Here is a 22,670-nt window from a genome sequence, read left to right on the forward strand (position 1 = left end):
GAATAAATGAGAACAACAACATGCAAACAGCCAAACCCCATCTCGAACTGCTGACCTGCGAGGCGGCCTATCGCCATAACCCGACCGCGCTGTTTCATCAGGTGTGCGGGGCTCGTCCGGCAACGCTGCTGCTGGAGTCTGCGGACATCGACAGTAAGGACGATCTCAAGAGCCTGCTGCTGGTCGACAGCGCGCTGCGCATTACCGCTTTAGGTGACACTGTCACCATTAAGGCACTGTCAGACAATGGCGCGTCGCTGCTGCCGCTGCTGGATGCCGCCCTGCCTTCAGGCATTGAAAACGAACGTCATCCAGAAATGCGCATTCTGCGCTTCCCGCCCGTGAGCCAGCTGCTGGACGAAGACGCCCGCCTCTGCTCGCTGTCCGTGTTCGATGCCTTCCGCCTGCTGCAGAACCTGGTCACCGTGCCGGAAGACGAACGTGAAGCGATGTTCTTTGGCGGGCTGTTTGCTTACGACCTGGTAGCCGGATTTGAAGATTTACCGGAAACCGAGCAGGGCAATCGCTGCCCGGACTACTGTTTCTATCTGGCCGAGACCCTGCTGGTGATCGACCATCAGAAACAATCCACCCGCATCCAGGCGAGCCTGTTCACCCCTTCGACGGCTGAGAAAAATCGCCTTGAGCACCGCATCGCGCAGCTTCAGCAGCAGATGACGGAAGCGCCCCCTGCGCTGCCGGTACAGCGCGTGGAGCAGATGACGTGTGAGGTTAATCAGACCGACGATCAATACGGGGCCGTGGTTCGCCAGATGCAAAAAGCGATTCGCGCCGGGGAAATTTTCCAGGTGGTACCGTCCCGTCGCTTCTCGCTGCCCTGCCCGTCGCCGCTGGCGGCCTATGACGTGCTGAAAAAGAGTAATCCAAGCCCGTACATGTTCTTCATGCAGGACAACGAGTTCACGCTGTTCGGCGCCTCGCCGGAAAGCTCGCTGAAGTACGACGCCACCACTCGTCAGATTGAGATCTACCCGATCGCCGGAACCCGTCCACGCGGACGCCGCGCTGACGGCTCGCTGGACCGCGATCTCGACAGCCGCATTGAACTGGAAATGCGTACCGACCACAAAGAGCTCTCAGAGCACCTGATGCTGGTTGACCTGGCGCGTAACGATCTGGCCCGAATCTGCACCCCGGGCAGTCGCTACGTGGCGGACCTGACTAAGGTCGACCGCTATTCGTTTGTGATGCACCTGGTCTCCCGCGTGGTGGGTGAACTGCGCAGCGACCTCGACGTACTGCACGCCTACCGCGCCTGCATGAACATGGGCACCCTGAGCGGCGCGCCTAAAGTGCGCGCCATGCAGCTTATCGCCGAAGCGGAAGGACGTCGTCGCGGCAGCTACGGCGGCGCGGTGGGTTACTTCACCGCCCACGGCGATCTCGATACCTGCATCGTGATCCGCTCCGCCTATGTTGAGGACGGTATTGCCACCGTCCAGGCCGGCGCCGGGATTGTTCTTGATTCTGTTCCGCAGTCTGAAGCTGACGAAACCCGCAGCAAAGCCCGTGCGGTTCTTCGCGCCATTGCAACCGCACATCATGCACAGGAGATTTTCTGATGGCTGACATTCTGCTGCTCGATAATATCGACTCCTTTACCTATAACCTGGCAGATCAGCTGCGTGCGAATGGCCATAACGTCGTTATCTACCGCAACCACGTTCCGGCGCAGACCCTGATTGAGCGTCTGGCAACCATGCAAAACCCGGTGCTGATGCTCTCCCCTGGCCCCGGTGCGCCGAGCGAAGCGGGCTGTATGCCCGAGCTGCTGACGCGCATGCGCGGCAAGCTGCCGATTATCGGCATCTGTCTTGGTCACCAGGCGATCGTGGAAGCCTACGGCGGCTACGTCGGTCAGGCGGGCGAGATCCTGCACGGTAAAGCCTCCACCATCGAACATGATGGCCAGGCGATGTTTGCCGGGCTGCCGAACCCGCTTCCGGTTGCGCGCTACCATTCGCTGGTCGGCAGCAACATTCCTGCCGGATTGACCATTAACGCCTCGTTTGAAGGGATGGTGATGGCGGTGCGTCACGATGCGGATCGCGTCTGCGGTATGCAGTTCCACCCGGAATCGATCCTGACCTCCCACGGCGCTCGCCTGCTGGAGCAGACGCTCGACTGGGCGTTACAGAAGCTGGAGCAGACCAACACCCTGCAGCCGATACTGGAAAAACTGTACCAGGCGCAGACACTGAGCCAGCAGGAGAGCCACCAGCTCTTCTCCGCCGTGGTGCGCGGCGAGCTGAAGCCTGAACAGCTGGCGGCAGCCCTGGTAAGCATGAAGGTGCGCGGCGAAAGCCCGCAGGAGATTGCCGGTGCCGCCACTGCCCTGCTGGAAAACGCCGCCCCGTTCCCGCGCCCGGACTATCCGTTTGCGGATATCGTCGGCACCGGCGGTGACGGCAGCAACAGCATCAATATCTCCACCGCCAGCGCCTTTGTGGCGGCGGCGTGTGGTCTGAAGGTCGCGAAGCACGGTAACCGCAGCGTGTCCAGCCGGTCAGGTTCGTCCGATCTGCTCGCCGCCTTCGGTATTAATCTCGATATGAACGCCGAGCGCTCCCGCGAAGCGCTGGATGACCTGGGCGTCTGCTTCCTGTTTGCGCCGAAGTATCACACCGGTTTCCGCCACGCGATGCCGGTTCGTCAGCAGCTTAAAACCCGCACGCTGTTTAACGTCCTCGGCCCGCTGATCAACCCGGCGCATCCGCCGCTGGCGCTGATTGGCGTTTACAGCCCTGAGCTGGTTCTGCCGATTGCCGAGACGCTGCGCGTGCTGGGCTACCAACGTGCCGCCGTGGTGCACAGCGGCGGTATGGATGAGGTTTCTCTTCATGCGCCAACGCTGGTAGCCGAACTGCGCGATGGAGAAATCCTGAGCTATCAGCTGGACGCTGCCGACTTCGGCCTGACGCCGTATCACCAGGAAGCGCTGGCTGGCGGTACGCCGGAAGAAAACCGTGACATTCTGACGCGCTTATTACAAGGTAAGGGTGAGGTCGCACACGAGGCCGCCGTGGCTGCCAACGTCGCCATGCTGATGCGTTTGCACGGCGAGGAAGACCTGAAGGCCAACGTTCAAAAAGTTCTGGATGTACTGCGCTCCGGTGCAGCTTACGATCGCGTTACCGCACTTGCGGCAAGAGGGTAAAGAATGCAGACCGTTTTAGCGAAAATCGTTGCCGATAAGGCCATCTGGGTGGAAGCCCGCAAGCAACAGCAGCCGCTTGCCAGTTTCCAGAATGACGTCGTCCCGAGCAGCCGTCGTTTCTATGACGCCCTGCAGGGCGCACGCACCGCCTTTATTCTGGAGTGCAAAAAGGCCTCTCCGTCCAAAGGCGTTATTCGTGACGATTTCGACCCGGCGCGTATTGCCGGTATTTACAAGCATCATGCGTCAGCCATCTCCGTGCTGACGGATGAAAAATATTTCCAGGGCAGCTTCGATTTTCTGCCGATCGTCAGCGGCATCGCGTCGCAGCCGATCCTGTGTAAAGACTTTATTATCGACCCGTACCAGATCTGGCTGGCGCGTTTTTACCAGGCCGACGCCTGCCTGCTGATGCTCTCGGTGCTCGACGACGAGCAGTATCGCCAGCTTTCTGCCGTGGCGCACAGCCTGAACATGGGCGTGCTGACCGAAGTAAGCAACGAAGAGGAACTTGAGCGCGCACTTGCGCTTGAAGCCAAAGTGGTCGGCATTAATAACCGCGATCTGCGCGATCTGTCGATTGACCTGAACCGCACGCGCCAGCTGGCGCCGCGTCTGGGTCCGGGCGTTACGGTCATCAGCGAATCCGGCATTAACAGCTACGCCCAGGTGCGCGAGCTGAGCCACTTCGCCAACGGTTTCCTGATTGGCTCCGCCATGATGGAGCATGACGATCTCAACGCCGCAGTACGTCGGGTGCTGCTGGGGGAAAACAAAGTCTGCGGCTTAACCCGTGAACAGGATGCGCAGGCCGCGTATGAGGCCGGGGCGATTTATGGCGGGCTGATCTTCGTGGATTCCTCACCTCGCGCGGTCAGCGAAGAGCAGGCGCGTAAGGTCATCTCAGCGGCTCCGCTGAGCTACGTGGGCGTTTTCCGCAATGCCGATATTGAAGACGTTGCGGCAAAAGCCGACGCGTTATCCCTGAGCGCGGTACAGCTCCACGGCAGTGAAGACCAGATCTATATCGATGCCCTGCGCGCCGCGCTGGCACCACAGGTGCAAATCTGGAAAGCGCAAAGCGTTGGCGATACGTTGCCCCCGCGTAACCTGAACCACGTGGATAAATACGTCCTCGATAACGGCCAGGGCGGCACCGGCCAGCGTTTTGACTGGTCGCTGCTGAACGGCGAAAAGCTGGACAACGTCCTGCTGGCGGGCGGATTAAGCCCGGATAACTGCGTAGAAGCCGCTAAAACCGGCTGCGCAGGCCTCGATTTCAATTCAGGCGTAGAGTCCCAACCGGGTATCAAAGATGCCAGTAAGCTGGCCTCGGTTTTTAAAACTCTGCGTGCATATTAAGGAAGAGAAGATGACGACATTACTAAACCCGTATTTTGGTGAGTTCGGCGGGATGTACGTCCCGCAAATCCTGATGCCCGCGCTGCGCCAGCTGGAAGAAGCGTTTGTCAGCGCGCAGAAGGATCCTGCGTTTCAGGCGGAATTTACCGACCTGCTGAAAAATTACGCCGGTCGTCCTACCGCGTTGACCAAATGCCGCAACCTGACGGAAGGCACCAAAACCACGCTGTATCTGAAGCGTGAAGATCTGCTGCACGGCGGCGCGCATAAAACTAACCAGGTGCTGGGCCAGGCGCTTCTCGCGAAGCGTATGGGCAAAACCGAAATCATCGCCGAAACCGGTGCGGGACAGCACGGCGTGGCCTCTGCCCTTGCCAGCGCCCTGCTCGGCCTGAAGTGCCGCATCTATATGGGGGCTAAGGACGTTGAGCGTCAGTCGCCAAACGTCTTCCGTATGCGCCTGATGGGGGCGGAAGTGATCCCGGTGCACAGCGGCTCCGCGACGCTGAAAGATGCCTGTAACGAAGCGCTGCGCGACTGGTCCGGCAGCTACGAAACCGCGCACTACATGCTCGGTACCGCGGCGGGCCCGCACCCGTTCCCGACCATCGTGCGCGAATTCCAGCGCATGATCGGGGAAGAGACCAAGGCGCAGATCCTCGAAAAAGAGGGTCGCCTGCCGGATGCGGTCATCGCCTGCGTCGGCGGCGGATCTAACGCCATCGGTATGTTCGCAGACTTTATCGACGACACCAGCGTGGGTCTGATTGGCGTCGAGCCTGCCGGTCACGGGATTGAATCCGGCGAACACGGCGCGCCGCTGAAGCATGGCCGCGTGGGGATCTACTTCGGCATGAAGTCTCCAATGATGCAAACTGACGAAGGCCAGATTGAAGAGTCTTACTCCATTTCTGCCGGTCTCGACTTCCCGTCCGTTGGGCCACAGCACGCCTATCTGAACAGCACCGGTCGCGCGGACTATGTCTCTATTACCGATGACGAAGCGCTGGAAGCCTTCAAAACGCTGTGCCGCAGCGAAGGGATTATCCCGGCGCTGGAGTCTTCACACGCGCTGGCGCACGCGCTGAAAATGATGAAAGACAATCCGGAAAAAGAGCAGCTGCTGGTGGTGAACCTTTCCGGTCGCGGTGACAAAGATATCTTCACCGTTCACGATATTCTGAAAGCACGAGGGGAAATCTGATGGAACGCTACGATAACGTATTTGCAGAGCTGAAATCCCGCCAGGAAGGCGCCTTCGTTCCCTTCGTGACGCTGGGCGACCCGGGGCCGGAACAGTCGCTGAAGATTATCGACGCCATGATTGAGGCCGGTGCCGACGCGCTGGAGCTGGGTATCCCGTTCTCTGATCCGCTGGCCGATGGCCCGACCATCCAGAACGCTACCCTGCGCGCGTTTGCCGCGGGCGTGACGCCGACCCAGTGCTTCGAAATGCTGGCGGCGATTCGCCAGAAGCACCCAACCATTCCGATTGGCCTGCTGATGTACGCCAACCTGGTGTTTAACCGCGGTATCGATGAATTTTACGCCGAGTGCGCGCGCGTCGGCGTTGACTCGGTCCTGGTGGCTGACGTACCGGTTGAAGAGTCCGCACCGTTCCGCCAGGCCGCGATGCGCCACAACGTTGCGCCGATTTTCATCTGCCCGCCAAACGCGGATGACGCGCTGCTGCGCCAGATAGCCTCTTACGGGCGCGGGTATACCTACCTGCTCTCCCGCGCAGGCGTGACCGGTGCCGAGAATAAAGCCGCCCTGCCGCTGCATCATCTGGTGGAAAAGCTGGCGGAGTACCATGCCGCACCGCCGCTGCAGGGCTTCGGGATTTCATCCCCGGATCAGGTCGCCGCGGCGATTGACGCAAAGGCGGCGGGTGCCATCTCAGGCTCTGCGATTGTGAAGATCATCGAAAAGAACGTAGACAAGCCCGAGCAGATGCTGGCCGAGCTGAAAGCGTTTGTGACCGCCATGAAGGCGGCGACGCGTAAAGCCTAACCCCCTCACCGTCTGGCAGCCCTGCCAGACGGTTACCCTTCCTTCCTCGTCATCAACAAAGGATTACGTCAAAATTGATCCTGTCGATATTTTCGGTGTGAATGGCTTTTCATTCTTACCTGCAGGCGTATGATCTGGACTCTTTTTATCTTTAATCCTTCTGAGTTCAGAGGCTTATTCATGTCATGGCAATCCTTCAAACAGACTTACCTGGTTAAGTTCTGGTCACCCGTCCCCGCCGTTATCGCGGCAGGCATTCTCTCTACTTATTATTTTGGCATTACCGGTACCTTCTGGGCCGTGACCGGTGAGTTTACCCGCTGGGGTGGACAGCTGCTGCAGCTCGCAGGCGTGCACACCGAAGAGTGGGGATACTTTAAGCTCATCCACCTCGACGGTACGCCGCTCACCCGCATCGACGGGATGATGATCATCGGCATGTTCGGCGGCTGTTTCGCGGCGGCGCTGTGGGCAAATAACGTCAAGCTGCGTATGCCTAAAAGCCGCATCCGCATTCTGCAGGCGATTGTCGGCGGTATTATCGCCGGGTTTGGCGCCCGTCTGGCGATGGGCTGTAACCTTGCCGCCTTCTTTACCGGGATCCCGCAGTTTTCGCTTCACGCCTGGTTCTTTGCCGTCGCCACGGCCATCGGCTCTTACTTTGGCGCAAAATTCACCCTGCTGCCGCTGTTCCGCATTCCGGTGAAAATAACAAAAGTCAGCGCGGCGTCTCCGTTAACCCAGAAGCCCTCTCAGGCACGCCGCCGTTTCCGCCTCGGAATGCTGGTCTTTTTCGCTATGGTGGCATGGGCGCTCTGCACGGCCCTGAACCAGCCCAAACTTGGTCTGGCGATGCTGTTCGGCGTGGGTTTTGGTCTGCTCATTGAGCGCGCGCAGATCTGCTTTACCTCCGCGTTTCGCGATATGTGGATTACCGGCCGGACGATGATGGCGAAGGCGATCATTGCCGGGATGGCGGTGAGCGCCATCGGCATCTTCAGCTATGTCCAGCTAGGCGTCGAACCAAAAATCATGTGGGCCGGTCCAAACGCGGTGATTGGCGGCCTGCTGTTTGGCTTCGGGATTGTGCTGGCCGGCGGGTGTGAAACCGGCTGGATGTACCGGGCCGTTGAAGGTCAGGTGCATTACTGGTGGGTAGGCCTGGGAAATGTTATCGGCTCGACGATCCTGGCCTACTTCTGGGATGATGTTTCTCCAGTACTCGCAACGAGCTGGGATAAGGTGAACCTGCTGAGCACCTTCGGTCCCCTCGGCGGCCTGCTGGTCACCTACGCCCTGCTGCTGATTGCTTTTTTACTGGTTGTCGCGCAGGAGAAGCGTTTCTTCCGTCGTGCGAGTGTTAAAACAGAAACGCAGGAGAATGCTGCATGAAAGAGATCGTACCTGACTATCGCCTCGATATGGTCGGTGAGCCTTGCCCTTACCCGGCAGTGGCTACCCTTGAAGCGCTACCGCAGCTAAAAAAAGGGGAAATTCTGGAAGTGGTAAGCGATTGTCCGCAGTCCATCAACAATATTCCGCTGGATGCGAAAAACCACGGCTACACGGTGCTGGATATTCAGCAGGACGGGCCAACCATTCGCTATTTGATTCAAAAATAAGAAAAAGATATGCGCCCCACCGGGGGCGCATTGAACGGACGGGATTAGAAACGATACCCCGCAGAGAACATAAACACCCACGGATCCAGTCTCGTGTTGATGCTTTGCTGGTCACCGTTATGCTTGAAGCGTACGTCCGTATCAATATCCATGTACCAGACAGAGGCGTTAATCAGCCAGTCGCGGTTAATGAGATAATCCAGACCGACCTGTCCCGCCATCCCCCACGAATCTTTCAGGCTGAGGTCCGTCAGACCGGCCGCTTTTCCGGTATCGTTAAACTTCTCATCAAAGAAGGTGGTGTAGTTCACACCCGCGCCAATATAAGGCCGCACCTTGCTGCTTGCGTCGCCGAAGTACCATTGCGCCATCAGCGTTGGCGGTAAATGGTGAACCGTGGCGATATCACCGGTTGGCCCTAAGCCAACGCGATGACGGAACGGCGTTGCCGCCAGAAGCTCAACACCTACGTTATCCGTCGCCATATAGGTGAACGTTAAACCTAACTGGGTGTTATTACTGACGTTAAAACCGCCCATCCCCAGCACGTTATCCGATCCTTCCGTTGGGCGAACCGTTGCCGAACCGGCACGGATAAAGAATTCGCCTGCTTCATGCGCATACGCGCTGCCAGAGAGACTGCTTAATACAAGGGCTGCCACCGCTAATTTTTTCATATCCGCTCCATCGTTGTGGTTTTAATCGCGGATGAGAATATACTCACAAAAGAGTAATAAGTGATCTGCCACAGATCACATTAAAACCAGTAAGTTAACATTCATTGATCTGGGTTAATTTTTTGTGGCGCACCCAAAACGAATAAGTTGTTCTCATGTCAATTTTTGGCATTTCGCGGTTACAAAATTTTCCCTTTTTCCCCTCTTGCTCTTCTTCTGGCGGCTGGCTAATTTATCGCTCTCACAAGTTGATTTGATGCGTTGTTCTTTTGCAGGTGTGCCATGAGTGATATTAACCCGTGCATGACGTGCGGAGCCTGTTGTGCGTATTTTCGAGTCTCTTTCTACTGGGCCGAAGCCAGCGATGGCGGCGGTACCGTTCCGGTTCATCTCACCGAGCCGTTGACACCCTTTTTGCGCTGCATGAGCGGCACGAACCAAAAGCAGGCCCGCTGCGTCGCGCTGCAGGGTGAGCCAGGCGTGTCTACCCGATGTTCCATCTATGAGGATCGCCCCAGCCCGTGCCGGGAATTTGCCATGTCGGGGGAAGATGGGCAGGTCAACGAAGCCTGCAATCGCGCCCGCGCGCGCGTTGGATTACCGCCGCTTTACAAAGATATGCTTTTCCATACAAGCCTTGATGCTGCCACAGCAGGTGCATCCGGTGTACAATTGCCGGCTAATTAACACCTGCAATACTCAAGGAGAGTGCATGTCTATCACGGCGAAGTCTGTCTACCGTGACACGGGAAACTTTTTCCGCAATCAGTTCATTACCTTTTTACTGATCGCGTTGCTATGTGCCTTTATCACGGTGGTGCTGGGCCATGCCTTCTCACCGAGTGATGAACAGATTGCCAGCCTGAGCCAGGGCGACCATCTTGCGGGTAGCGTGGGGTTGTTTGAGCTGGTGCAAAACATGACGCCGGAACAGCAGCAAATCCTGCTGCGCGCGTCTGCCGCGTCCACGTTCTCAGGCCTGATTGGTAATGCGGTTCTGGCGGGCGGCGTTTTGCTGATGATTCAGCTGGTATCGGCGGGTCACCGGGTGAGCGCATTACGGGCAATTGGTGCCAGTGCGCCGGTCTTACCTAAGCTGTTTATTCTGATTTTTTTAACTACCCTGCTGGTGCAAATGGGCATTATGCTGGTCGTGGTGCCGGGGGTATTACTGGCTATCGTGCTTTCCTTTGCGCCCGTGATGGTCGTGCAGGATAAGATGGGAATTTTTACCGCGATGCGCAGCAGTATCAGACTGGCATGGGCTAATATGCGTCTGGTGGCGCCTGCCGTGATCGGCTGGCTGCTCGCCAAAACGCTTCTGCTCCTGTTTGCGCCGAATTTTGCGGTATTAACGCCAAATGTGGGTGCGGTCGTGGCGAATACGCTGAGCAATCTGATCTCAGCGTTACTGCTGGTCTATCTGTTCCGCCTGTATATGTTAATTCGTCAGTAATCATGAGGCGGGGAGATTGCCGTCTCCCGCCCCGTTCAGAAGATGGAATCACAGAATGAAGCAGTTTCTTGATTTTTTACCGCTCGTGGTCTTTTTCGCGTTTTATAAGCTGTATGACATTTATGCGGCGACCACTGCGCTGATCGTTGCCACCGCCGTGGTGCTGATCTACAGCTGGGTTCGCTATCGTAAAGTCGAAAAAATGGCGCTGGTCACCTTCGTGCTGGTCGCCGTGTTCGGCGGACTGACTTTGTTCTTCCATAACGATGAATTTATCAAGTGGAAGGTAACCGTCATTTACGCACTGTTTGCGGGCGCGCTGTTAATCAGCCAGTGGGTGATGAAAAAGCCGCTGATCCAGCGCATGCTGGGTAAAGAGCTGACGCTGCCGCAACAGGTCTGGTCCCGTCTGAATATCGCCTGGGCGGTCTTCTTTATTCTCTGCGGTCTTGCCAATATCTATATCGCCTTCTGGCTGCCGCAGAATATCTGGGTCAACTTCAAGGTCTTCGGCCTGACCGCGCTGACCCTTATCTTCACCCTGTTAAGCGGCGTATACATCTACCGCCACATGCCGCAGGACGACAAGCACTGATTAATGACTGACCGGAACGTCAACGACAGGCGTTCTGGTCTATTCTCACCGCCCACGAATCATAGTAGCATCCCGCCTGAAGTCTTCCGTTACGAGTTAAAACAATGACAACAACTAACGCCCCGCAGGGCGAACTGGTTTTACGCACACTGGCAATGCCCGCTGACACCAATGCCAATGGCGATATTTTTGGCGGCTGGCTGATGTCGCAGATGGATATGGGCGGCGCAATTCTGGCAAAAGAGATCGCCCACGGGCGCGTGGTCACCGTGAGAGTGGACGGCATGACCTTCCTGCGCCCGGTTGCGGTGGGTGATGTGGTTTGCTGCTACGCGCGCTGCGTGAAGCGCGGTAATACCTCCATTTCCATCAACATCGAAGTCTGGGTGAAGAAAGTCTCTTCTGAACCTATTGGGCAGCGTTATAAGGCCACTGAAGCGCTGTTTATTTATGTCGCAGTGGACAGCGAGGGCAAACCTCGTCAACTTCCTCAGGCCTGATCGACAGGCAAAAAAAAGCCTCCTTTCGGAGGCTTCTCTTATTCCATCTGCGCCCCGCCGTTCAGGCGGAAAACGATATTGACGATCAATCCGCTCCCCGGCTTACCCGGCTCATAGCGCCATCTGCGCATGGCAGATTTCACCTCGCGCTCAAACATATTAGAAGGTTGCGCAGACAAGATTTCCACGTTATCCACGCGCCCATCCGCGGTCACGTCAAATTTCACCCGCACGCGGCCTTCAATACGTAAGGCCTGAGCTCGCGCCGGATACTGAGGCTGGTTGCGGCTTACGGCGCGCGGGCCCGCTGGCGCGGTGACCGTTGGCTTTGCCGTCGTTGCCGTATTGTTCATCACCGGACGTGAGGGCGCCGCGTTTTCGACCGGCTGGGTCGCGCGCGGCTCGACCGGACGTTCCTCGCGTTTCGGACGCTCCTCCACCTTTTTCACCGGCTTTGGCTTCGGCTTAGGTTTTGGCTTCGGTTCAGGTTTGTGGATCACCACCGGCGCTTCCTTCGGTGGTTCCGGAACGGGCTCGGGCTCTGGCTCCGGTTCAGCCACCGGCTGTGGCGGCGGAGGAGCAACCTGCGGCGGCTCAAGATCCGCTGGCGACACCATCGTCACGGAAATCGGCTGCGCGGGCGCGGGCATTTCAATAACCTGATGAACCGAGGTATACAGCAGACCCGCCACAACGGCACCGTGAATCACGACAGAAAGCAGCGTCGGCCAGGGAAAGCGGCGAGGTAAATCAAGGGTCATCGAAGTCATAATCATCAACGTTAAAAAACCGAACCCTGATTTTAAATGCAAATAGCAATCATATTCAATAAGACACTTTGTTCTGACGCAACTTTAGCGCCAGAGAGGCCAAAAAAGGCGCAGTCAGATCAGGGTATTAACATTGTTTTTATTTTACATTGCAGTCGTATGCCCTTTCACATAACGTAGCTGACACTTTTACCGGTTAAGGAGCTTCGCCGTGCTTTACGTGATTTACTCTGAAGATGTTGCAGATTCACTTGAGAAACGCCAGTCTGTCCGCCCTGCTCACCTGGCGCGTTTGCAGCTGCTCCAGGATGAAGGTCGTTTACTGACCGCCGGCCCAATGCCTGCTGTAGACAGCAACGATCCGGGTGCCGCCGGTTTTGCCGGTTCAACCGTTATCGCCGAGTTTGAATCTCAGGAAGCCGCTCAGGCGTGGGCCGATGCAGACCCGTACGTTGCAGCGGGTGTGTATGCGAAGGTAACGGTAAGACCGTATAAAAAAGTGTTTTGATGCAAAAAGGCTCCCGCAGGAGCCTTTTTTCACATCAATGCAGCGACGCTAATCTCGCCGCAAACCCGACGAACAGCAGCCCTATCAGCCCGTTCCCCAGCTTTGCCAGTTTCTTTTTGGTTTTCAGATAACGCGTGACAAACGCACCGGAGAAGATTAGGAAGCTCATGTACATAAAGCTTATCAACTCCAGCGTCGTCGCGAGGATCAGGAAAGAAGTGCCGGTGCTCTCCGAATTCACGTCAATGAACTGTACGAAGAACGATACGTAGAACAGAATCGCTTTGGGATTGGTCAGGCTTAACACCAGCGAACGCTTCATGATCGTACTGGCAGGTTCGGGGCCGCTTTCATGAGCATTCTTTTGACGGTTCACCACCGACCAGAGCATTTTGCCCCCCAGCCAGAGCAGGTAAAAAGCCCCGAGATAGCGCACGATATTAAATAGCACCGGCGTGGTCTGAATTAAGGCCGCAACGCCCGCCCAGGCCAGAAACATCAGAACCGCATCGCCAATGAATACGCCCGTGGCGGCAAGGTACCCTTTTTTAACGCCGTGCCCAATTCCGGTTTTGAGCACAAACAGGGTATTCGGCCCCGGGACCAGCACGATAAAAAATGCGCCGACAACGTACGTCCAGAAATTTAGTACACCAAACTCCGCAAACACCTCTCCCTCCTTTTGCTAAACACAACAGGAACAACGCTGCAAATACGCTATTCCCAAAAATCAGACCCTATAAAAATCAGCGGGCACCATTACGGTGCCCTCATGGTTTTCAGATATCCTGGACTGCGAACAGCAACGCGTTGCGGTGCCGGGTCAATCCACATTTTCTGATGGCGTGAATACGCATATTGCGGCGGGATTGTGCTTCCAGCCAACGAGCCTTGCGACGACTCACCTGTCGCAACATGCGCCAGCGCCCTACTTCAGTTCTACTGCGCTTCATGTCTACAACTCTTTCTCTAACACTATTTCTTTTAAAAGAAAGGCCATTATAAACCCAACCCGGCGGCAAACCAGCGCTTTTACCTGGCGTTTTTATTTGCCAGATGAATCCTGATGCGTACACTCATAACAATACGCTTTCAAAAGGATTTTTTATCTATGACAACCTTCTACACCGTGGTGAGTTGGCTGGTCATTCTGGGATACTGGCTGTTAATCGCGGGTGTGACCTTACGCATCCTGATGAAGCGCAGAGCCGTACCCTCTGCCATGGCCTGGCTTCTGATCATTTACATCCTCCCGCTGGTGGGAATTATTGCCTATCTCTCATTCGGTGAGCTTCATCTGGGTAAACGCCGCGCCGAGCGGGCCCGCGCCATGTGGCCTTCAACCGCGAAGTGGCTGAACGACCTCAAAGCCTGCAAACATATTTTTGCCGAGGAGAACAGCAGCGTCGCCTCCTCACTGTTTAAGCTGTGCGAACGCCGCCAGGGGATTGGCGGCGTTAAGGGCAATCAGCTGCAGCTGCTGACTTCGTCCGACGACGTCATGCAGGCGCTAATCCGCGATATTCAGCTGGCGCGTCATAATATCGAGATGGTTTTTTATATCTGGCAGCCAGGCGGCATGGCCGACCAGGTCGCTGAGTCCCTGATGGCGGCAGCGCGACGCGGTATTCATTGCCGCCTGATGCTTGACTCCGCAGGCAGCGTGGCGTTTTTCCGTAGCCCCTGGGCGGGCATGATGCGCAATGCCGGGATCGAAGTGGTCGAAGCGCTGAAGGTAAATCTTCTGCGCGTGTTTCTGCGCCGGATGGATCTTCGCCAGCATCGCAAAATGATCATGATCGATAACTATATTGCCTACACCGGCAGTATGAACATGGTTGACCCGCGCTTCTTCAAACAGGACTCGGGCGTTGGGCAATGGGTTGACTTGATGGCGCGAATGGAGGGGCCGATTGCCACCTCGATGGGCATCGTTTACTCCTGCGACTGGGAGATAGAGACCGGCAAGCGTATTCTGCCGCCCCCGCCGGACGGCAATATTATGCCGTTTGAAGAGGCCAGCGGTCACACCATTCATACCATTGCTTCCGGGCCGGGCTTCCCGGAGGATTTGATCCATCAGGCGCTGCTGACGGCAACCTACTCGGCGCGTGAATATCTGATCATGACGACGCCCTACTTTGTTCCCAGCGATGACCTCCTGCACGCGATCTGTACCGCGGCGCAGCGCGGCGTCGATGTGAGCATCATTTTACCACGCAAGAATGACTCCCTGCTGGTGGGCTGGGCCAGCCGGGCATTCTTTAGCGAGCTGCTGGCAGCAGGGGTGAAAATTTACCAGTTCGAGGGGGGGTTGCTCCACACCAAGAGCGTTCTCGTTGACGGTGAGCTGAGCCTGGTGGGCACGGTCAACCTGGATATGCGCAGCCTGTGGCTCAACTTTGAAATCACGCTGGTGATTGATGACGCCGGTTTTGGCGGTGACCTCGCGGCGGTTCAGGATGACTATATCTCCCGTTCGCGGCTGCTGGATGCCAGACTGTGGGTAAAACGTCCGCTGTGGCAGAGAATTGCTGAACGACTGTTTTACTTCTTTAGTCCGTTGCTGTAAAACGTGCCCAACGATGTTAAACAGGTAGTCATCATGGAAATGGATCTGAACAATCGCCTGACCGAAGACGAAACGCTCGAGCAGGCCTATGACATTTTTCTCGAACTGGCGGTTGATAACCTCGATCCCGCAGACGTGATCCTCTTCAATCTGCAGTTCGAAGAGCGCGGCGGCGCCGAATTGTTCGACCCTTCAGAAGACTGGGCTGAACACGTGGACTTCGACCTGAATCCTGACTTCTTTGCCGAAGTGGTGATTGGGCTGGCCGATGAAGATGGCGGCGAAATTAACGATATTTTTGCGCGCGTCCTGCTGTGTCGTGAGAAAGACCATAAGCTGTGCCATATACTCTGGCGCGAATAGTAAAAAAGGCTGCGATTGCAGCCTTTTTTATTTACTCCGGCAATTCGCTGCCGCAGCGGTGACAAAAGCGCGCGTCGTGTTCATGCTCGCCCTGCTGGCAATGCGGACATTTGCGCAGCTGTTTGCGGCTTTGAAATGCACTGCTCATGTGCGTGGTAATAAGCCCGGTCGGAATGGCAATCACCGAATAGCCAATCAAAATCAGCACTGAAGCCACAATGCGGCCCAGCGGCGTATGGGGAGTAATATCACCGTAACCCACGGTCGTGACGGTCACAATCGCCCAGTAGACGGACGCGTTGAGCGTCGTAAAGCCATATTTTGGCCCCTCGATTAAATACATCAGCGCGCCAAAAACAATCATGACAATGGCAATAAACGAGTAGAACAGGATCAGCTGATGCCGCGCGCTGACGATTGCACTCCAGAACACGCGCAAAGACGGCATAAAACGCAGTAGCTTCAGAATACGTAATACGCGAATCACGCGCATCGCTCGCCAGGCAAAGACATAGCTCAGGCTAATCTCCGGCCACAGCCACATCACATAGAGCGGCAGGATGGTGGCTAAATCGATAAAGCCCCAGAAGCTAAAAACATACCTGGCCGGGTTGGGCCAGGCTATCACTCTGAGGAGATATTCAGCGGTAAAGACCAGGGTTATCGCCAGCTCAAGCCAGACAAAGATATGCCATTCGTCATACGTCAGGTGATATTGCGTCCCGGCACCCGATTCAATAAAGATGACCACCACGCTGAGCAGCGCAAACAAACCGCAAAGCCCTTCAAAGCGTCGTCCGGATAGCGTTTCAGGATCGAATAAAAAATGATAGAGCCGCCGGCGGGCAGATGTGAATAAACGCGACACAGTAACCTCGCAAATAATAAGGGCTGACATCATGTCAGCCCTTGCAATTATAACGGGTCTACTTTCAGGCAGGAAACCGCATGTCGGAAACTGCCTTCCAGAACCGGTCGCGTTTTCGCGCATTCCGGCCCGGCCATTGGGCAGCGCGTGCGGAACACGCAGCCTGACGGAGGGTTAATCGGGGAAGGCAATTCCCCTTCCAGAAGCTGGATGGTCTTATTCTTTTCCAGGTCGGGATCGGGGATCGGCACCGCCGACATCAGCGCTTTGGTGTAAGGATGCAGTGGATTGTGGTACACCTCGTCATAGGTGCCCAGCTCCACGGCATGGCCTAGGTACATTACCAGCACGCGGTCAGAGATGTGTTTTACCACGGCCAGATCATGCGCGATGAAAATCAGCGACAGCCCCATTTCGCGCTGCAGCTTCTGCAGCAGGTTAACCACCTGCGCCTGAATGGACACGTCCAGCGCGGAAACCGGCTCATCGCAGATAATCAGCTTCGGTTCGAGGATCAGCGCACGGGCAATGCCGATACGCTGGCACTGACCGCCGGAGAATTCGTGCGGATAGCGGTTGATGAGGTTAGGCAACAGGCCGACTTTCAGCATCATCGCCTTCACGCGGTCGCGCACTTCCTGACGAGACATCTTTGGATGATAGGTCCGCAGCGGCTCGGCAATAATCTCACCGATGGTCATACGCGGGTTTAATGACGCCAGCGGATCCTGGAAAATCATCTGGATATCGCTGCGCACCTCGCGCCACTCGTCGGGCCTCATGCCAAGCAGATCTTTACCCAGCCAGGCTACCTTACCGTCGGTGGCTTTGACCAGACCGATAATCGCACGCGCAAAGGTTGATTTACCGCAGCCGGACTCGCCTACCACGCCCAGGGTTTCCCCTTCGTACAGGCGCAGCGTGACGCCGTCCACCGCTTTGAGGGTCTTCGGCGGCTGCCAGAACCACTGTTTGCCGTCTTTGATATCGAAATGCACCTTAAGGTCAGCGATTTCGAGCAGCACGTTACGTTTTTCATCTAATGCGTTCATACCAGCTCCTCCTGCGGCTTAAAGCAGGCGCGCAGACGGCCTGGTGCAAACTCTTCCAGCGGCGGCGCGCTGTTGCAGATTTCCATCGCGTGCGGGCAGCGCGGCTGGAACGGACAGCCTTTTGGCAGACGCAGCAGGTTTGGCGGGTTGCCCGGAATGGTAAGCAGGGATTCCCCTTCCGCATCGAGACGCGGCACCGCATTCAGCAGGCCAATCGAGTACGGGTGCGCAGGCTGATAAAACACGTCGCGCGCTTTGCCGTATTCCATGGTTCGACCGGCGTACATCACCAGCACTTTGTCACAGATGCCCGCCACCACGCCCAGGTCGTGGGTGATCATGATAATCGCCGTGTTGAACTCACGCTTCAGCTCGTTCAACAGGGTCATAATTTGCGCCTGAACGGTCACGTCCAGCGCGGTGGTCGGTTCATCGGCAATCAGCAGTTTTGGCCGGCACAGCAGCGCCATTGCAATCATCACGCGCTGACGCATACCGCCAGAGAACTCGTGCGGGAACATGCGCATGCGCTTGCGCGCTTCCGGCATTTTCACCGCATCCAGCATTTTGACCGACTCTTCAAAGGCTTCGGCTTTGCCCAGGCCTTTGTGCAGCATCAGGACTTCCATCAGCTGCTCACCGACGCGCATGTACGGGTTCAGTGAGGTCATCGGGTCCTGGAAAATCATCGAGATCTGCTCAGCGCGCAGCTTGTTCAGCTCGTGTTCCGGCAGGTTGAGGATTTCACGGCCGTTGAATTTTGCAGAACCGCCAATCACTCCGTTAGCGGCCAGCAGGCCCATCAGCGCAAAGGCGGTCTGAGATTTTCCGGAGCCGGATTCACCCACGATCCCCAGCGTTTCGCCCGCGCGCAGGTTGAAGTTGAGATCGTTGACGGCGGTTACATCTCCGTCCGGCGTTTTAAAGGTCACGCGGAGGTCTTTCACGTTCAGCAGAAGATTATTCTGCTGTTGCGCCTGTGGCGCAGTGGCCGTTTCAATAATTGTCATGACGGCGCTCCTTAACGGTCTTTCGGGTCGAGGGCATCACGCAGGCCATCGCCGATAAAGTTAAAACAAAACAGGGTAACGACCAGGAAGCCAGCCGGGTATAACAGCAGCCACGGTGACACTTCCATTGAGTTGGCACCATCGCTTAGCAGCGCGCCCCAGCTGCTCAGCGGCTCTTGCGTACCCAGACCGAGGAAGCTCAGGAAAGATTCGAACAGGATCATGCTTGGCACCAGCAGCGAGGCATAAACCACTACCACGCCCAGCACGTTAGGAACGATATGGCGAACCACGATATTCCCGGTAGAGACGCCGCCGACCTGTGCGGCTTCGATAAACTCTTTGCGCTTAAGGCTCAGCGTCTGGCCGCGAACAATACGCGCCATATCCAGCCAGGAAACCATCCCGATGGCCACGAAGATCAACAGGATATTTTGACCGAAGAAGGTCACCAGCAGGATGACGAAGAACATAAACGGGAAGGAGTTCAGGATTTCCAGCAGACGCATCATCACCGAGTCCACTTTGCCGCCAAGGTAGCCGGACAGTGAGCCATAGAGCGTCCCGACGATCACCGCCACCAGCGCGGCAGCGATACCTACCATCAGCGAAATACGGCCACCGATAGCAACGCGCACCAGCAGATCGCGCCCCGAGGAGTCCGTGCCAAAATAGTGGCCTGATTCCATATCCGGCGCGCTGGACATCATGCCCCAGTCCGTATCGAAATAGGTAAACTGCGACAGCATCGGTGCCAGGGTTACGAATAGCGCGATGATCACCAAGACTACCAGGCTGGCAACCGCAGCCCTGTTATGCATAAAGCGACGGCGCGCATCCTGCCAGAGGCTACGACCTTCCACTTCCAGTTTTTCACTGAAGTTTTCCAGCGCCTCGCTGTTTTTCTTACTCAACATCATGGCGTGCTCCAGTTAGTAACGGATTTTCGGATCGATGACGGCATACAGCACATCGACGATAGCGTTAAAGAGAATGGTGAGCGCACCGACAAGAATGGTCAGGCTCAGCACCAGCGAATAGTCGCGGTTGAGCGCGCCGTTAACGAACAGCTGGCCAATGCCCGGCAGGCCGTAGATTGTTTCGATAACCATCGACCCGGTGATGATCCCGACAAATGCCGGTCCCATGTACGAAAGCACGGGCAACAGCGCCGGCTTGAGCGCGTGGCGGAAGATAATCCGACGCATCGGCAGCCCTTTCGCGCGCGCGGTACGAATGAAGTTTGAGTGCAGCACTTCGATCATTGATCCACGGGTGATACGCGCGATACTGGCGATGTACGCCAGAGATAATGCCACCATCGGCAAAATCATGAACTTCAATGCCCCGCCGTTCCAGCCGCCGCCCGGCAGCCACTTCAGCGTGATGGCAAATATCATCACCAGTAATGGCGCGACAACGAAGCTGGGTATCACTACCCCGGTCATTGCCACCCCCATTACGGCATAATCCCATTTGGTATTTTGTCTGAGCGCGGCGATAACGCCTGCGGTGACCCCGAAAACGATGGCCAGAATGAATGCCGCAGCACCCAACTTCGCCGAAACCGGGAAGCTGGACGCCACCAGGTCGTTAACGGAATAGTCTTTGTATTTAAATGACGGTCCAAAATCGCCGTGAGCCAGCTGCTTCAGATAATTGAAGTACTGAGTGGAGATAGGATCGTTTAAGTGGTATTTCGCTTCGATATTCGCCATGACTTCTGGCGGCAGCGTACGCTCACCGGTGAATGGACTTCCCGGCGCAAGGCGCATCATGAAGAAGGAAATCGTGATGAGAATAAATAGCGTTGGAATCGCTTCAAGACAGCGACGTAGGATAAATTTCAACATTGCCCGTACCTTCTGGCGTGTGCCTATATTATGTGACGTTGGTTAGACACCGTGGGGCGAGCATGCCCGCCCCACTCATTGCCATTAATGCTTGATAATATACAAGTTTTTAACGTAGATATTATCCATCGGGTCTTTACCGGTGTATCCACCTACCCACGGTTTCACCAGACGGGCGTTAACGTAGTAGTAAACCGGAACGATCGCGGAATCTTTATCCAGCTGCTGCTCGGCTTTAGAGTACAGTTCTGTACGCTGTGCTTCGTCAGTGGTTTTCAGCGTGTCGCCAATCAGCTTGTCGAACGCCGGGCTCTTATAGTGAGCGGTGTTGTTCGAGCTGTCGCTCAACATGGTGTTCAGGAAGGAGGTCGGTTCGTTATAGTCCGCACACCAGCCTGCACGCGCCACGTCAAAGGTGCCCTGATGACGGCTGTCGAGGAAGGTTTTCCACTCCTGGTTCTCCAGCTTCACGTTCGCGCCCAGGTTCTTTTTCCAGATCGACGCGACGGCGATAGCCAGTTTTTTGTGCAGGTCTGACGTGTTGTACAGCAGGCTGAAGGTCAGCGGCTTATCCGCGGTATAGCCCGCTTCGGCCAGCAGTTTCTTCGCTTCCGCGTTACGCTGTTCCTGCGTCTGTTTGAACCAGTCTGGCTCGGTCAGTTTTGCGCCATCGGTATAAGGAGGGGTGTAGCTGTATGCCGGGAGATCGCCCTGGTTTTTCACCTTATTCACGATGATATCGCGATCCAGCGCCAGCTTCAGCGCGGTACGGACACGTACGTCGGTGAACGGTGCTTTCTGATTGTTGATTTCATAATAGTAGGTGCACAGGTACGGATCGACGTGAACTTCTTTAGGGATCTCTTTTTTCAGTTTCTGGAACAGCTCAATCGGCATGTTGTTATAGGTCATGTCGATTTCACCGCTGCGGTAGCGGTTGACGTCAGTCACTTCGGACGAAATTGGCAGGTAGGTAACCTGATTAATAACGGTTTTTGCGTTATCCCAATACTGCGGGTTACGGTCAAGCACCATACGTTCGTTGACCACCCAGTCTTTCAGCTTATAGGCACCGTTGGTCACGATATTGGCAGGCTGGGTCCATTTTTCACCAAATTTTTCTACGGCGGATTTTGGTACCGGGGAAACGGACGGGTGAACCAGCAGCTTATAGAAGTACGGAACAGGTTCGCTCAACGTCACTTCAAAGGTATTGGCATCGATCGCTTTCACGCCCAAATCGGTTACCGGTTTTTTGCCCGCGATGATGTCATCAATATTGGCAATATGGCCATATTGCAGGTAGCTCGCATACGGAGAGGCGGTGGTTGGATTCGCCAGACGCTGCCAGCTGTAAACGAAATCTTCAGCCGTGACCGGCGTACCGTCAGACCATTTCGCATCTTTGCGCAGATGGAAGGTCCAGACTTTGAAATCTTTGTTTTCCCATTTTTCTGCCACACCCGGTGCCGGGTGGCCGTCTACGTCAGTCACCAGCAGGCCTTCGAACAGGTCGCGGCTAACGTTAGACTCAGGAACACCTTCAATTTTGTGCGGGTCAAGAGACTGAACTTCCGCACCGTTGTTACGCACCAGCGTCTGCTTCTCCGCCAGTTGAACACCTGCAGGAACGTCCGCAGCCATTGCAGCGTTCCCCGCGATTAGCGCAGTTAAAATCCCCGCCGCTACCAGATTTTTTTTTGTGATGATGGACATTGTGTTGGTACTCCACTCATTATAATGACTGGCCTTCGCCAGCTGTGTAATCCCCTGTTGGGGCCTGTACAGCGCAGGAGTTTTTTTTGCTGCTGTCAGGTTCTTCTTTTACTGCTTGCTATCACCGACTTTTTTATTACTGACCGCTCGTATGGCCGTCTTGCGTCGATTCTTCACAGGCCTCCCCTGTTTGAGACCTGCGCTGGATACCTGAGAAGAGAACCCTATGACAATAATTCTCATCTGCTTGTTTTATGCCGCAAAATAGTAGGCCGGAAAGTATCAAATGGCGTAAACGCGCGCCAATACATTTTGCAAATTTGTTAAGCAATTCTCTTTTACGGTGAGTACCGCATCGTTGAGGGCAGCCATGCCGGACATCAAACATCATTAAAAAAACATGATATTCAATAAGATAGAGAAAACTTTCTCTACGAGCGCGTCGCTGCGCTATCATCGAGTGATTTTGTACAAAAAATTAACAACTGGTTATTATTTAGCACATTCATCTAGGGGAATGTTGAAATTACTAATATCATTTCGGTTATCTCTCAG

Annotated in this window: 24 protein-coding genes; 14 read left to right on the forward strand and 10 right to left on the reverse strand. The window is 55.7% G+C overall.

Features of this window, described 5'->3' with window-relative positions; all coding sequences use genetic code 11:
* Positions 1 to 20: 20 nt before the first annotated feature.
* From FY206_RS13785 to yedF, 7 genes are all read left to right on the forward strand, one after another.
* A complete protein-coding gene (locus FY206_RS13785; protein ID WP_032640989.1) occupies positions 21 to 1,583 on the forward strand; it encodes an anthranilate synthase component 1 in 1,563 nt (520 codons plus the stop codon).
* Positions 1,583 to 3,178, forward strand: coding sequence for a bifunctional anthranilate synthase glutamate amidotransferase component TrpG/anthranilate phosphoribosyltransferase TrpD (gene trpD / locus FY206_RS13790; RefSeq protein ID WP_032640991.1), 1,596 nt, complete (start codon positions 1,583 to 1,585; stop codon positions 3,176 to 3,178). The genes FY206_RS13785 and trpD overlap by 1 nt, the downstream gene beginning before the upstream one ends.
* Before the next feature lie 3 nt (positions 3,179 to 3,181).
* Positions 3,182 to 4,540: a bifunctional indole-3-glycerol-phosphate synthase TrpC/phosphoribosylanthranilate isomerase TrpF gene (gene trpCF, locus FY206_RS13795; protein WP_032640994.1), complete on the forward strand. Its 1,359-nt coding sequence runs from the start codon at positions 3,182 to 3,184 to the stop codon at positions 4,538 to 4,540.
* 10 nt (positions 4,541 to 4,550) lie between these two features.
* Positions 4,551 to 5,744, forward strand: a complete 1,194-nt coding sequence (trpB, locus tag FY206_RS13800; protein ID WP_024907111.1) for a tryptophan synthase subunit beta — start codon at positions 4,551 to 4,553, stop codon at positions 5,742 to 5,744.
* Positions 5,744 to 6,553, forward strand: coding sequence for a tryptophan synthase subunit alpha (gene trpA, locus FY206_RS13805; protein ID WP_032640997.1), 810 nt, complete (start codon positions 5,744 to 5,746; stop codon positions 6,551 to 6,553). The genes trpB and trpA overlap by 1 nt, the downstream gene beginning before the upstream one ends.
* A 180-nt stretch (positions 6,554 to 6,733) precedes the next feature.
* Complete coding sequence (gene yedE, locus FY206_RS13810; RefSeq protein ID WP_077064368.1) at positions 6,734 to 7,945, forward strand: selenium metabolism membrane protein YedE/FdhT; 1,212 nt, start codon at positions 6,734 to 6,736, stop codon at positions 7,943 to 7,945.
* A complete protein-coding gene (gene yedF, locus FY206_RS13815) occupies positions 7,942 to 8,175 on the forward strand; it encodes a sulfurtransferase-like selenium metabolism protein YedF (RefSeq protein WP_003856774.1) in 234 nt (77 codons plus the stop codon). The genes yedE and yedF overlap by 4 nt, the downstream gene beginning before the upstream one ends.
* A gap of 44 nt (positions 8,176 to 8,219) precedes the next feature.
* Here yedF and ompW read toward each other — a convergent pair whose 3' ends face one another.
* On the reverse strand, positions 8,220 to 8,852 hold the full coding sequence (gene ompW / locus FY206_RS13820; RefSeq protein ID WP_032641002.1) for an outer membrane protein OmpW: 633 nt from the start codon (positions 8,850 to 8,852) through the stop codon (positions 8,220 to 8,222).
* Between the two features lie 282 nt (positions 8,853 to 9,134).
* Between ompW and FY206_RS13825 the strand changes: the two genes are divergently transcribed.
* From FY206_RS13825 to yciA, 4 genes are all read left to right on the forward strand, one after another.
* The gene (locus FY206_RS13825) at positions 9,135 to 9,539 is read left to right on the forward strand and encodes a YkgJ family cysteine cluster protein (protein WP_021240310.1); all 405 of its coding nucleotides are present in this window, start codon (positions 9,135 to 9,137) and stop codon (positions 9,537 to 9,539) included.
* 25 nt (positions 9,540 to 9,564) lie between these two features.
* Positions 9,565 to 10,308, forward strand: a complete 744-nt coding sequence (locus tag FY206_RS13830) for a YciC family protein (RefSeq protein ID WP_032641004.1) — start codon at positions 9,565 to 9,567, stop codon at positions 10,306 to 10,308.
* A gap of 55 nt (positions 10,309 to 10,363) precedes the next feature.
* Positions 10,364 to 10,903: a septation protein A gene (locus FY206_RS13835; RefSeq protein ID WP_032641006.1), complete on the forward strand. Its 540-nt coding sequence runs from the start codon at positions 10,364 to 10,366 to the stop codon at positions 10,901 to 10,903.
* 104 nt (positions 10,904 to 11,007) lie between these two features.
* Entirely contained in the window at positions 11,008 to 11,403 is a 396-nt protein-coding gene (yciA, locus tag FY206_RS13840) for an acyl-CoA thioester hydrolase YciA (RefSeq protein ID WP_008502796.1), read from the forward strand.
* A 38-nt stretch (positions 11,404 to 11,441) separates the two neighbouring features.
* Here the strand turns inward: yciA and tonB are convergent, their stop codons facing one another.
* Positions 11,442 to 12,164, reverse strand: coding sequence for a TonB system transport protein TonB (gene tonB / locus FY206_RS13845; RefSeq protein WP_032641008.1), 723 nt, complete (start codon positions 12,162 to 12,164; stop codon positions 11,442 to 11,444).
* 220 nt (positions 12,165 to 12,384) lie between these two features.
* Here tonB and FY206_RS13850 point away from each other — a divergent pair, with 220 nt between their 5' ends.
* On the forward strand, positions 12,385 to 12,681 hold the full coding sequence (locus FY206_RS13850) for a YciI family protein (protein WP_032641021.1): 297 nt from the start codon (positions 12,385 to 12,387) through the stop codon (positions 12,679 to 12,681).
* 34 nt (positions 12,682 to 12,715) lie between these two features.
* Here FY206_RS13850 and leuE read toward each other — a convergent pair whose 3' ends face one another.
* Together leuE and FY206_RS13860 are read right to left on the reverse strand one after the other, a co-directional pair.
* On the reverse strand, positions 12,716 to 13,351 hold the full coding sequence (gene leuE / locus FY206_RS13855) for a leucine efflux protein LeuE (RefSeq protein WP_032641023.1): 636 nt from the start codon (positions 13,349 to 13,351) through the stop codon (positions 12,716 to 12,718).
* 109 nt (positions 13,352 to 13,460) lie between these two features.
* Positions 13,461 to 13,634, reverse strand: coding sequence for a YciY family protein (locus FY206_RS13860; protein WP_086379783.1), 174 nt, complete (start codon positions 13,632 to 13,634; stop codon positions 13,461 to 13,463).
* A 158-nt stretch (positions 13,635 to 13,792) separates the two neighbouring features.
* On the opposite strand from FY206_RS13860, the gene cls reads away from it, so the two are divergent.
* Entirely contained in the window at positions 13,793 to 15,253 is a 1,461-nt protein-coding gene (gene cls, locus FY206_RS13865) for a cardiolipin synthase (protein WP_008502791.1), read from the forward strand.
* Positions 15,254 to 15,286: 33 nt separating this feature from the next.
* Complete coding sequence (locus FY206_RS13870) at positions 15,287 to 15,616, forward strand: HI1450 family dsDNA-mimic protein (RefSeq protein WP_006810881.1); 330 nt, start codon at positions 15,287 to 15,289, stop codon at positions 15,614 to 15,616.
* A gap of 31 nt (positions 15,617 to 15,647) precedes the next feature.
* Here FY206_RS13870 and FY206_RS13875 read toward each other — a convergent pair whose 3' ends face one another.
* The 6 genes from FY206_RS13875 to oppA form a co-directional block, all read right to left on the reverse strand.
* A complete protein-coding gene (locus FY206_RS13875; protein ID WP_045890524.1) occupies positions 15,648 to 16,517 on the reverse strand; it encodes an ion transporter in 870 nt (289 codons plus the stop codon).
* A gap of 14 nt (positions 16,518 to 16,531) precedes the next feature.
* Entirely contained in the window at positions 16,532 to 17,536 is a 1,005-nt protein-coding gene (oppF, locus tag FY206_RS13880; protein ID WP_032641025.1) for a murein tripeptide/oligopeptide ABC transporter ATP-binding protein OppF, read from the reverse strand.
* Entirely contained in the window at positions 17,533 to 18,546 is a 1,014-nt protein-coding gene (oppD, locus tag FY206_RS13885; protein ID WP_032641027.1) for an ABC transporter ATP-binding protein, read from the reverse strand. Before oppD ends, oppF begins: the two co-directional genes overlap by 4 nt.
* A gap of 11 nt (positions 18,547 to 18,557) precedes the next feature.
* Positions 18,558 to 19,466 carry an oligopeptide ABC transporter permease OppC gene (gene oppC, locus FY206_RS13890; protein WP_008502787.1) on the reverse strand — a complete coding sequence of 303 codons (909 nt, stop codon included), beginning with the start codon at positions 19,464 to 19,466 and terminating at the stop codon, positions 18,558 to 18,560.
* Positions 19,467 to 19,478: 12 nt separating this feature from the next.
* Positions 19,479 to 20,399: an oligopeptide ABC transporter permease OppB gene (oppB, locus tag FY206_RS13895; RefSeq protein ID WP_008502786.1), complete on the reverse strand. Its 921-nt coding sequence runs from the start codon at positions 20,397 to 20,399 to the stop codon at positions 19,479 to 19,481.
* Between the two features lie 84 nt (positions 20,400 to 20,483).
* On the reverse strand, positions 20,484 to 22,115 hold the full coding sequence (gene oppA, locus FY206_RS13900) for an oligopeptide ABC transporter substrate-binding protein OppA (protein WP_032641029.1): 1,632 nt from the start codon (positions 22,113 to 22,115) through the stop codon (positions 20,484 to 20,486).
* Positions 22,116 to 22,670: the final 555 nt, after the last annotated feature.

It is taken from the genome of Enterobacter chengduensis, from assembly GCF_001984825.2.
In the GTDB taxonomy this organism is placed as follows: domain Bacteria; phylum Pseudomonadota; class Gammaproteobacteria; order Enterobacterales; family Enterobacteriaceae; genus Enterobacter; species Enterobacter chengduensis.

Bases quoted from the DNA above. Each gene is read 5' to 3' on its own strand.
- FY206_RS13835 (WP_032641006.1), top strand. From the start codon at position 10,364: ATGAAGCAGTTTCTTGATTTTTTACCGCTCGTGGTCTTTTTCGCGTTT.
- FY206_RS13860 (WP_086379783.1), bottom strand. From the start codon at position 13,634: ATGAAGCGCAGTAGAACTGAAGTAGGGCGCTGGCGCATGTTGCGACAG.
- FY206_RS13785 (WP_032640989.1), top strand. From the start codon at position 21: ATGCAAACAGCCAAACCCCATCTCGAACTGCTGACCTGCGAGGCGGCC.
- oppD (WP_032641027.1), bottom strand. From the start codon at position 18,546: ATGACAATTATTGAAACGGCCACTGCGCCACAGGCGCAACAGCAGAAT.
- cls (WP_008502791.1), top strand. From the start codon at position 13,793: ATGACAACCTTCTACACCGTGGTGAGTTGGCTGGTCATTCTGGGATAC.
- yedF (WP_003856774.1), top strand. From the start codon at position 7,942: ATGAAAGAGATCGTACCTGACTATCGCCTCGATATGGTCGGTGAGCCT.
- oppC (WP_008502787.1), bottom strand. From the start codon at position 19,466: ATGATGTTGAGTAAGAAAAACAGCGAGGCGCTGGAAAACTTCAGTGAA.
- ompW (WP_032641002.1), bottom strand. From the start codon at position 8,852: ATGAAAAAATTAGCGGTGGCAGCCCTTGTATTAAGCAGTCTCTCTGGC.
- FY206_RS13870 (WP_006810881.1), top strand. From the start codon at position 15,287: ATGGAAATGGATCTGAACAATCGCCTGACCGAAGACGAAACGCTCGAG.
- trpB (WP_024907111.1), top strand. From the start codon at position 4,551: ATGACGACATTACTAAACCCGTATTTTGGTGAGTTCGGCGGGATGTAC.
- trpCF (WP_032640994.1), top strand. From the start codon at position 3,182: ATGCAGACCGTTTTAGCGAAAATCGTTGCCGATAAGGCCATCTGGGTG.
- oppA (WP_032641029.1), bottom strand. From the start codon at position 22,115: ATGTCCATCATCACAAAAAAAAATCTGGTAGCGGCGGGGATTTTAACT.
- oppF (WP_032641025.1), bottom strand. From the start codon at position 17,536: ATGAACGCATTAGATGAAAAACGTAACGTGCTGCTCGAAATCGCTGAC.
- trpD (WP_032640991.1), top strand. From the start codon at position 1,583: ATGGCTGACATTCTGCTGCTCGATAATATCGACTCCTTTACCTATAAC.
- yedE (WP_077064368.1), top strand. From the start codon at position 6,734: ATGTCATGGCAATCCTTCAAACAGACTTACCTGGTTAAGTTCTGGTCA.
- FY206_RS13825 (WP_021240310.1), top strand. From the start codon at position 9,135: ATGAGTGATATTAACCCGTGCATGACGTGCGGAGCCTGTTGTGCGTAT.
- oppB (WP_008502786.1), bottom strand. From the start codon at position 20,399: ATGTTGAAATTTATCCTACGTCGCTGTCTTGAAGCGATTCCAACGCTA.
- FY206_RS13830 (WP_032641004.1), top strand. From the start codon at position 9,565: ATGTCTATCACGGCGAAGTCTGTCTACCGTGACACGGGAAACTTTTTC.
- yciA (WP_008502796.1), top strand. From the start codon at position 11,008: ATGACAACAACTAACGCCCCGCAGGGCGAACTGGTTTTACGCACACTG.
- trpA (WP_032640997.1), top strand. From the start codon at position 5,744: ATGGAACGCTACGATAACGTATTTGCAGAGCTGAAATCCCGCCAGGAA.
- FY206_RS13875 (WP_045890524.1), bottom strand. From the start codon at position 16,517: ATGATGTCAGCCCTTATTATTTGCGAGGTTACTGTGTCGCGTTTATTC.
- tonB (WP_032641008.1), bottom strand. From the start codon at position 12,164: ATGACCCTTGATTTACCTCGCCGCTTTCCCTGGCCGACGCTGCTTTCT.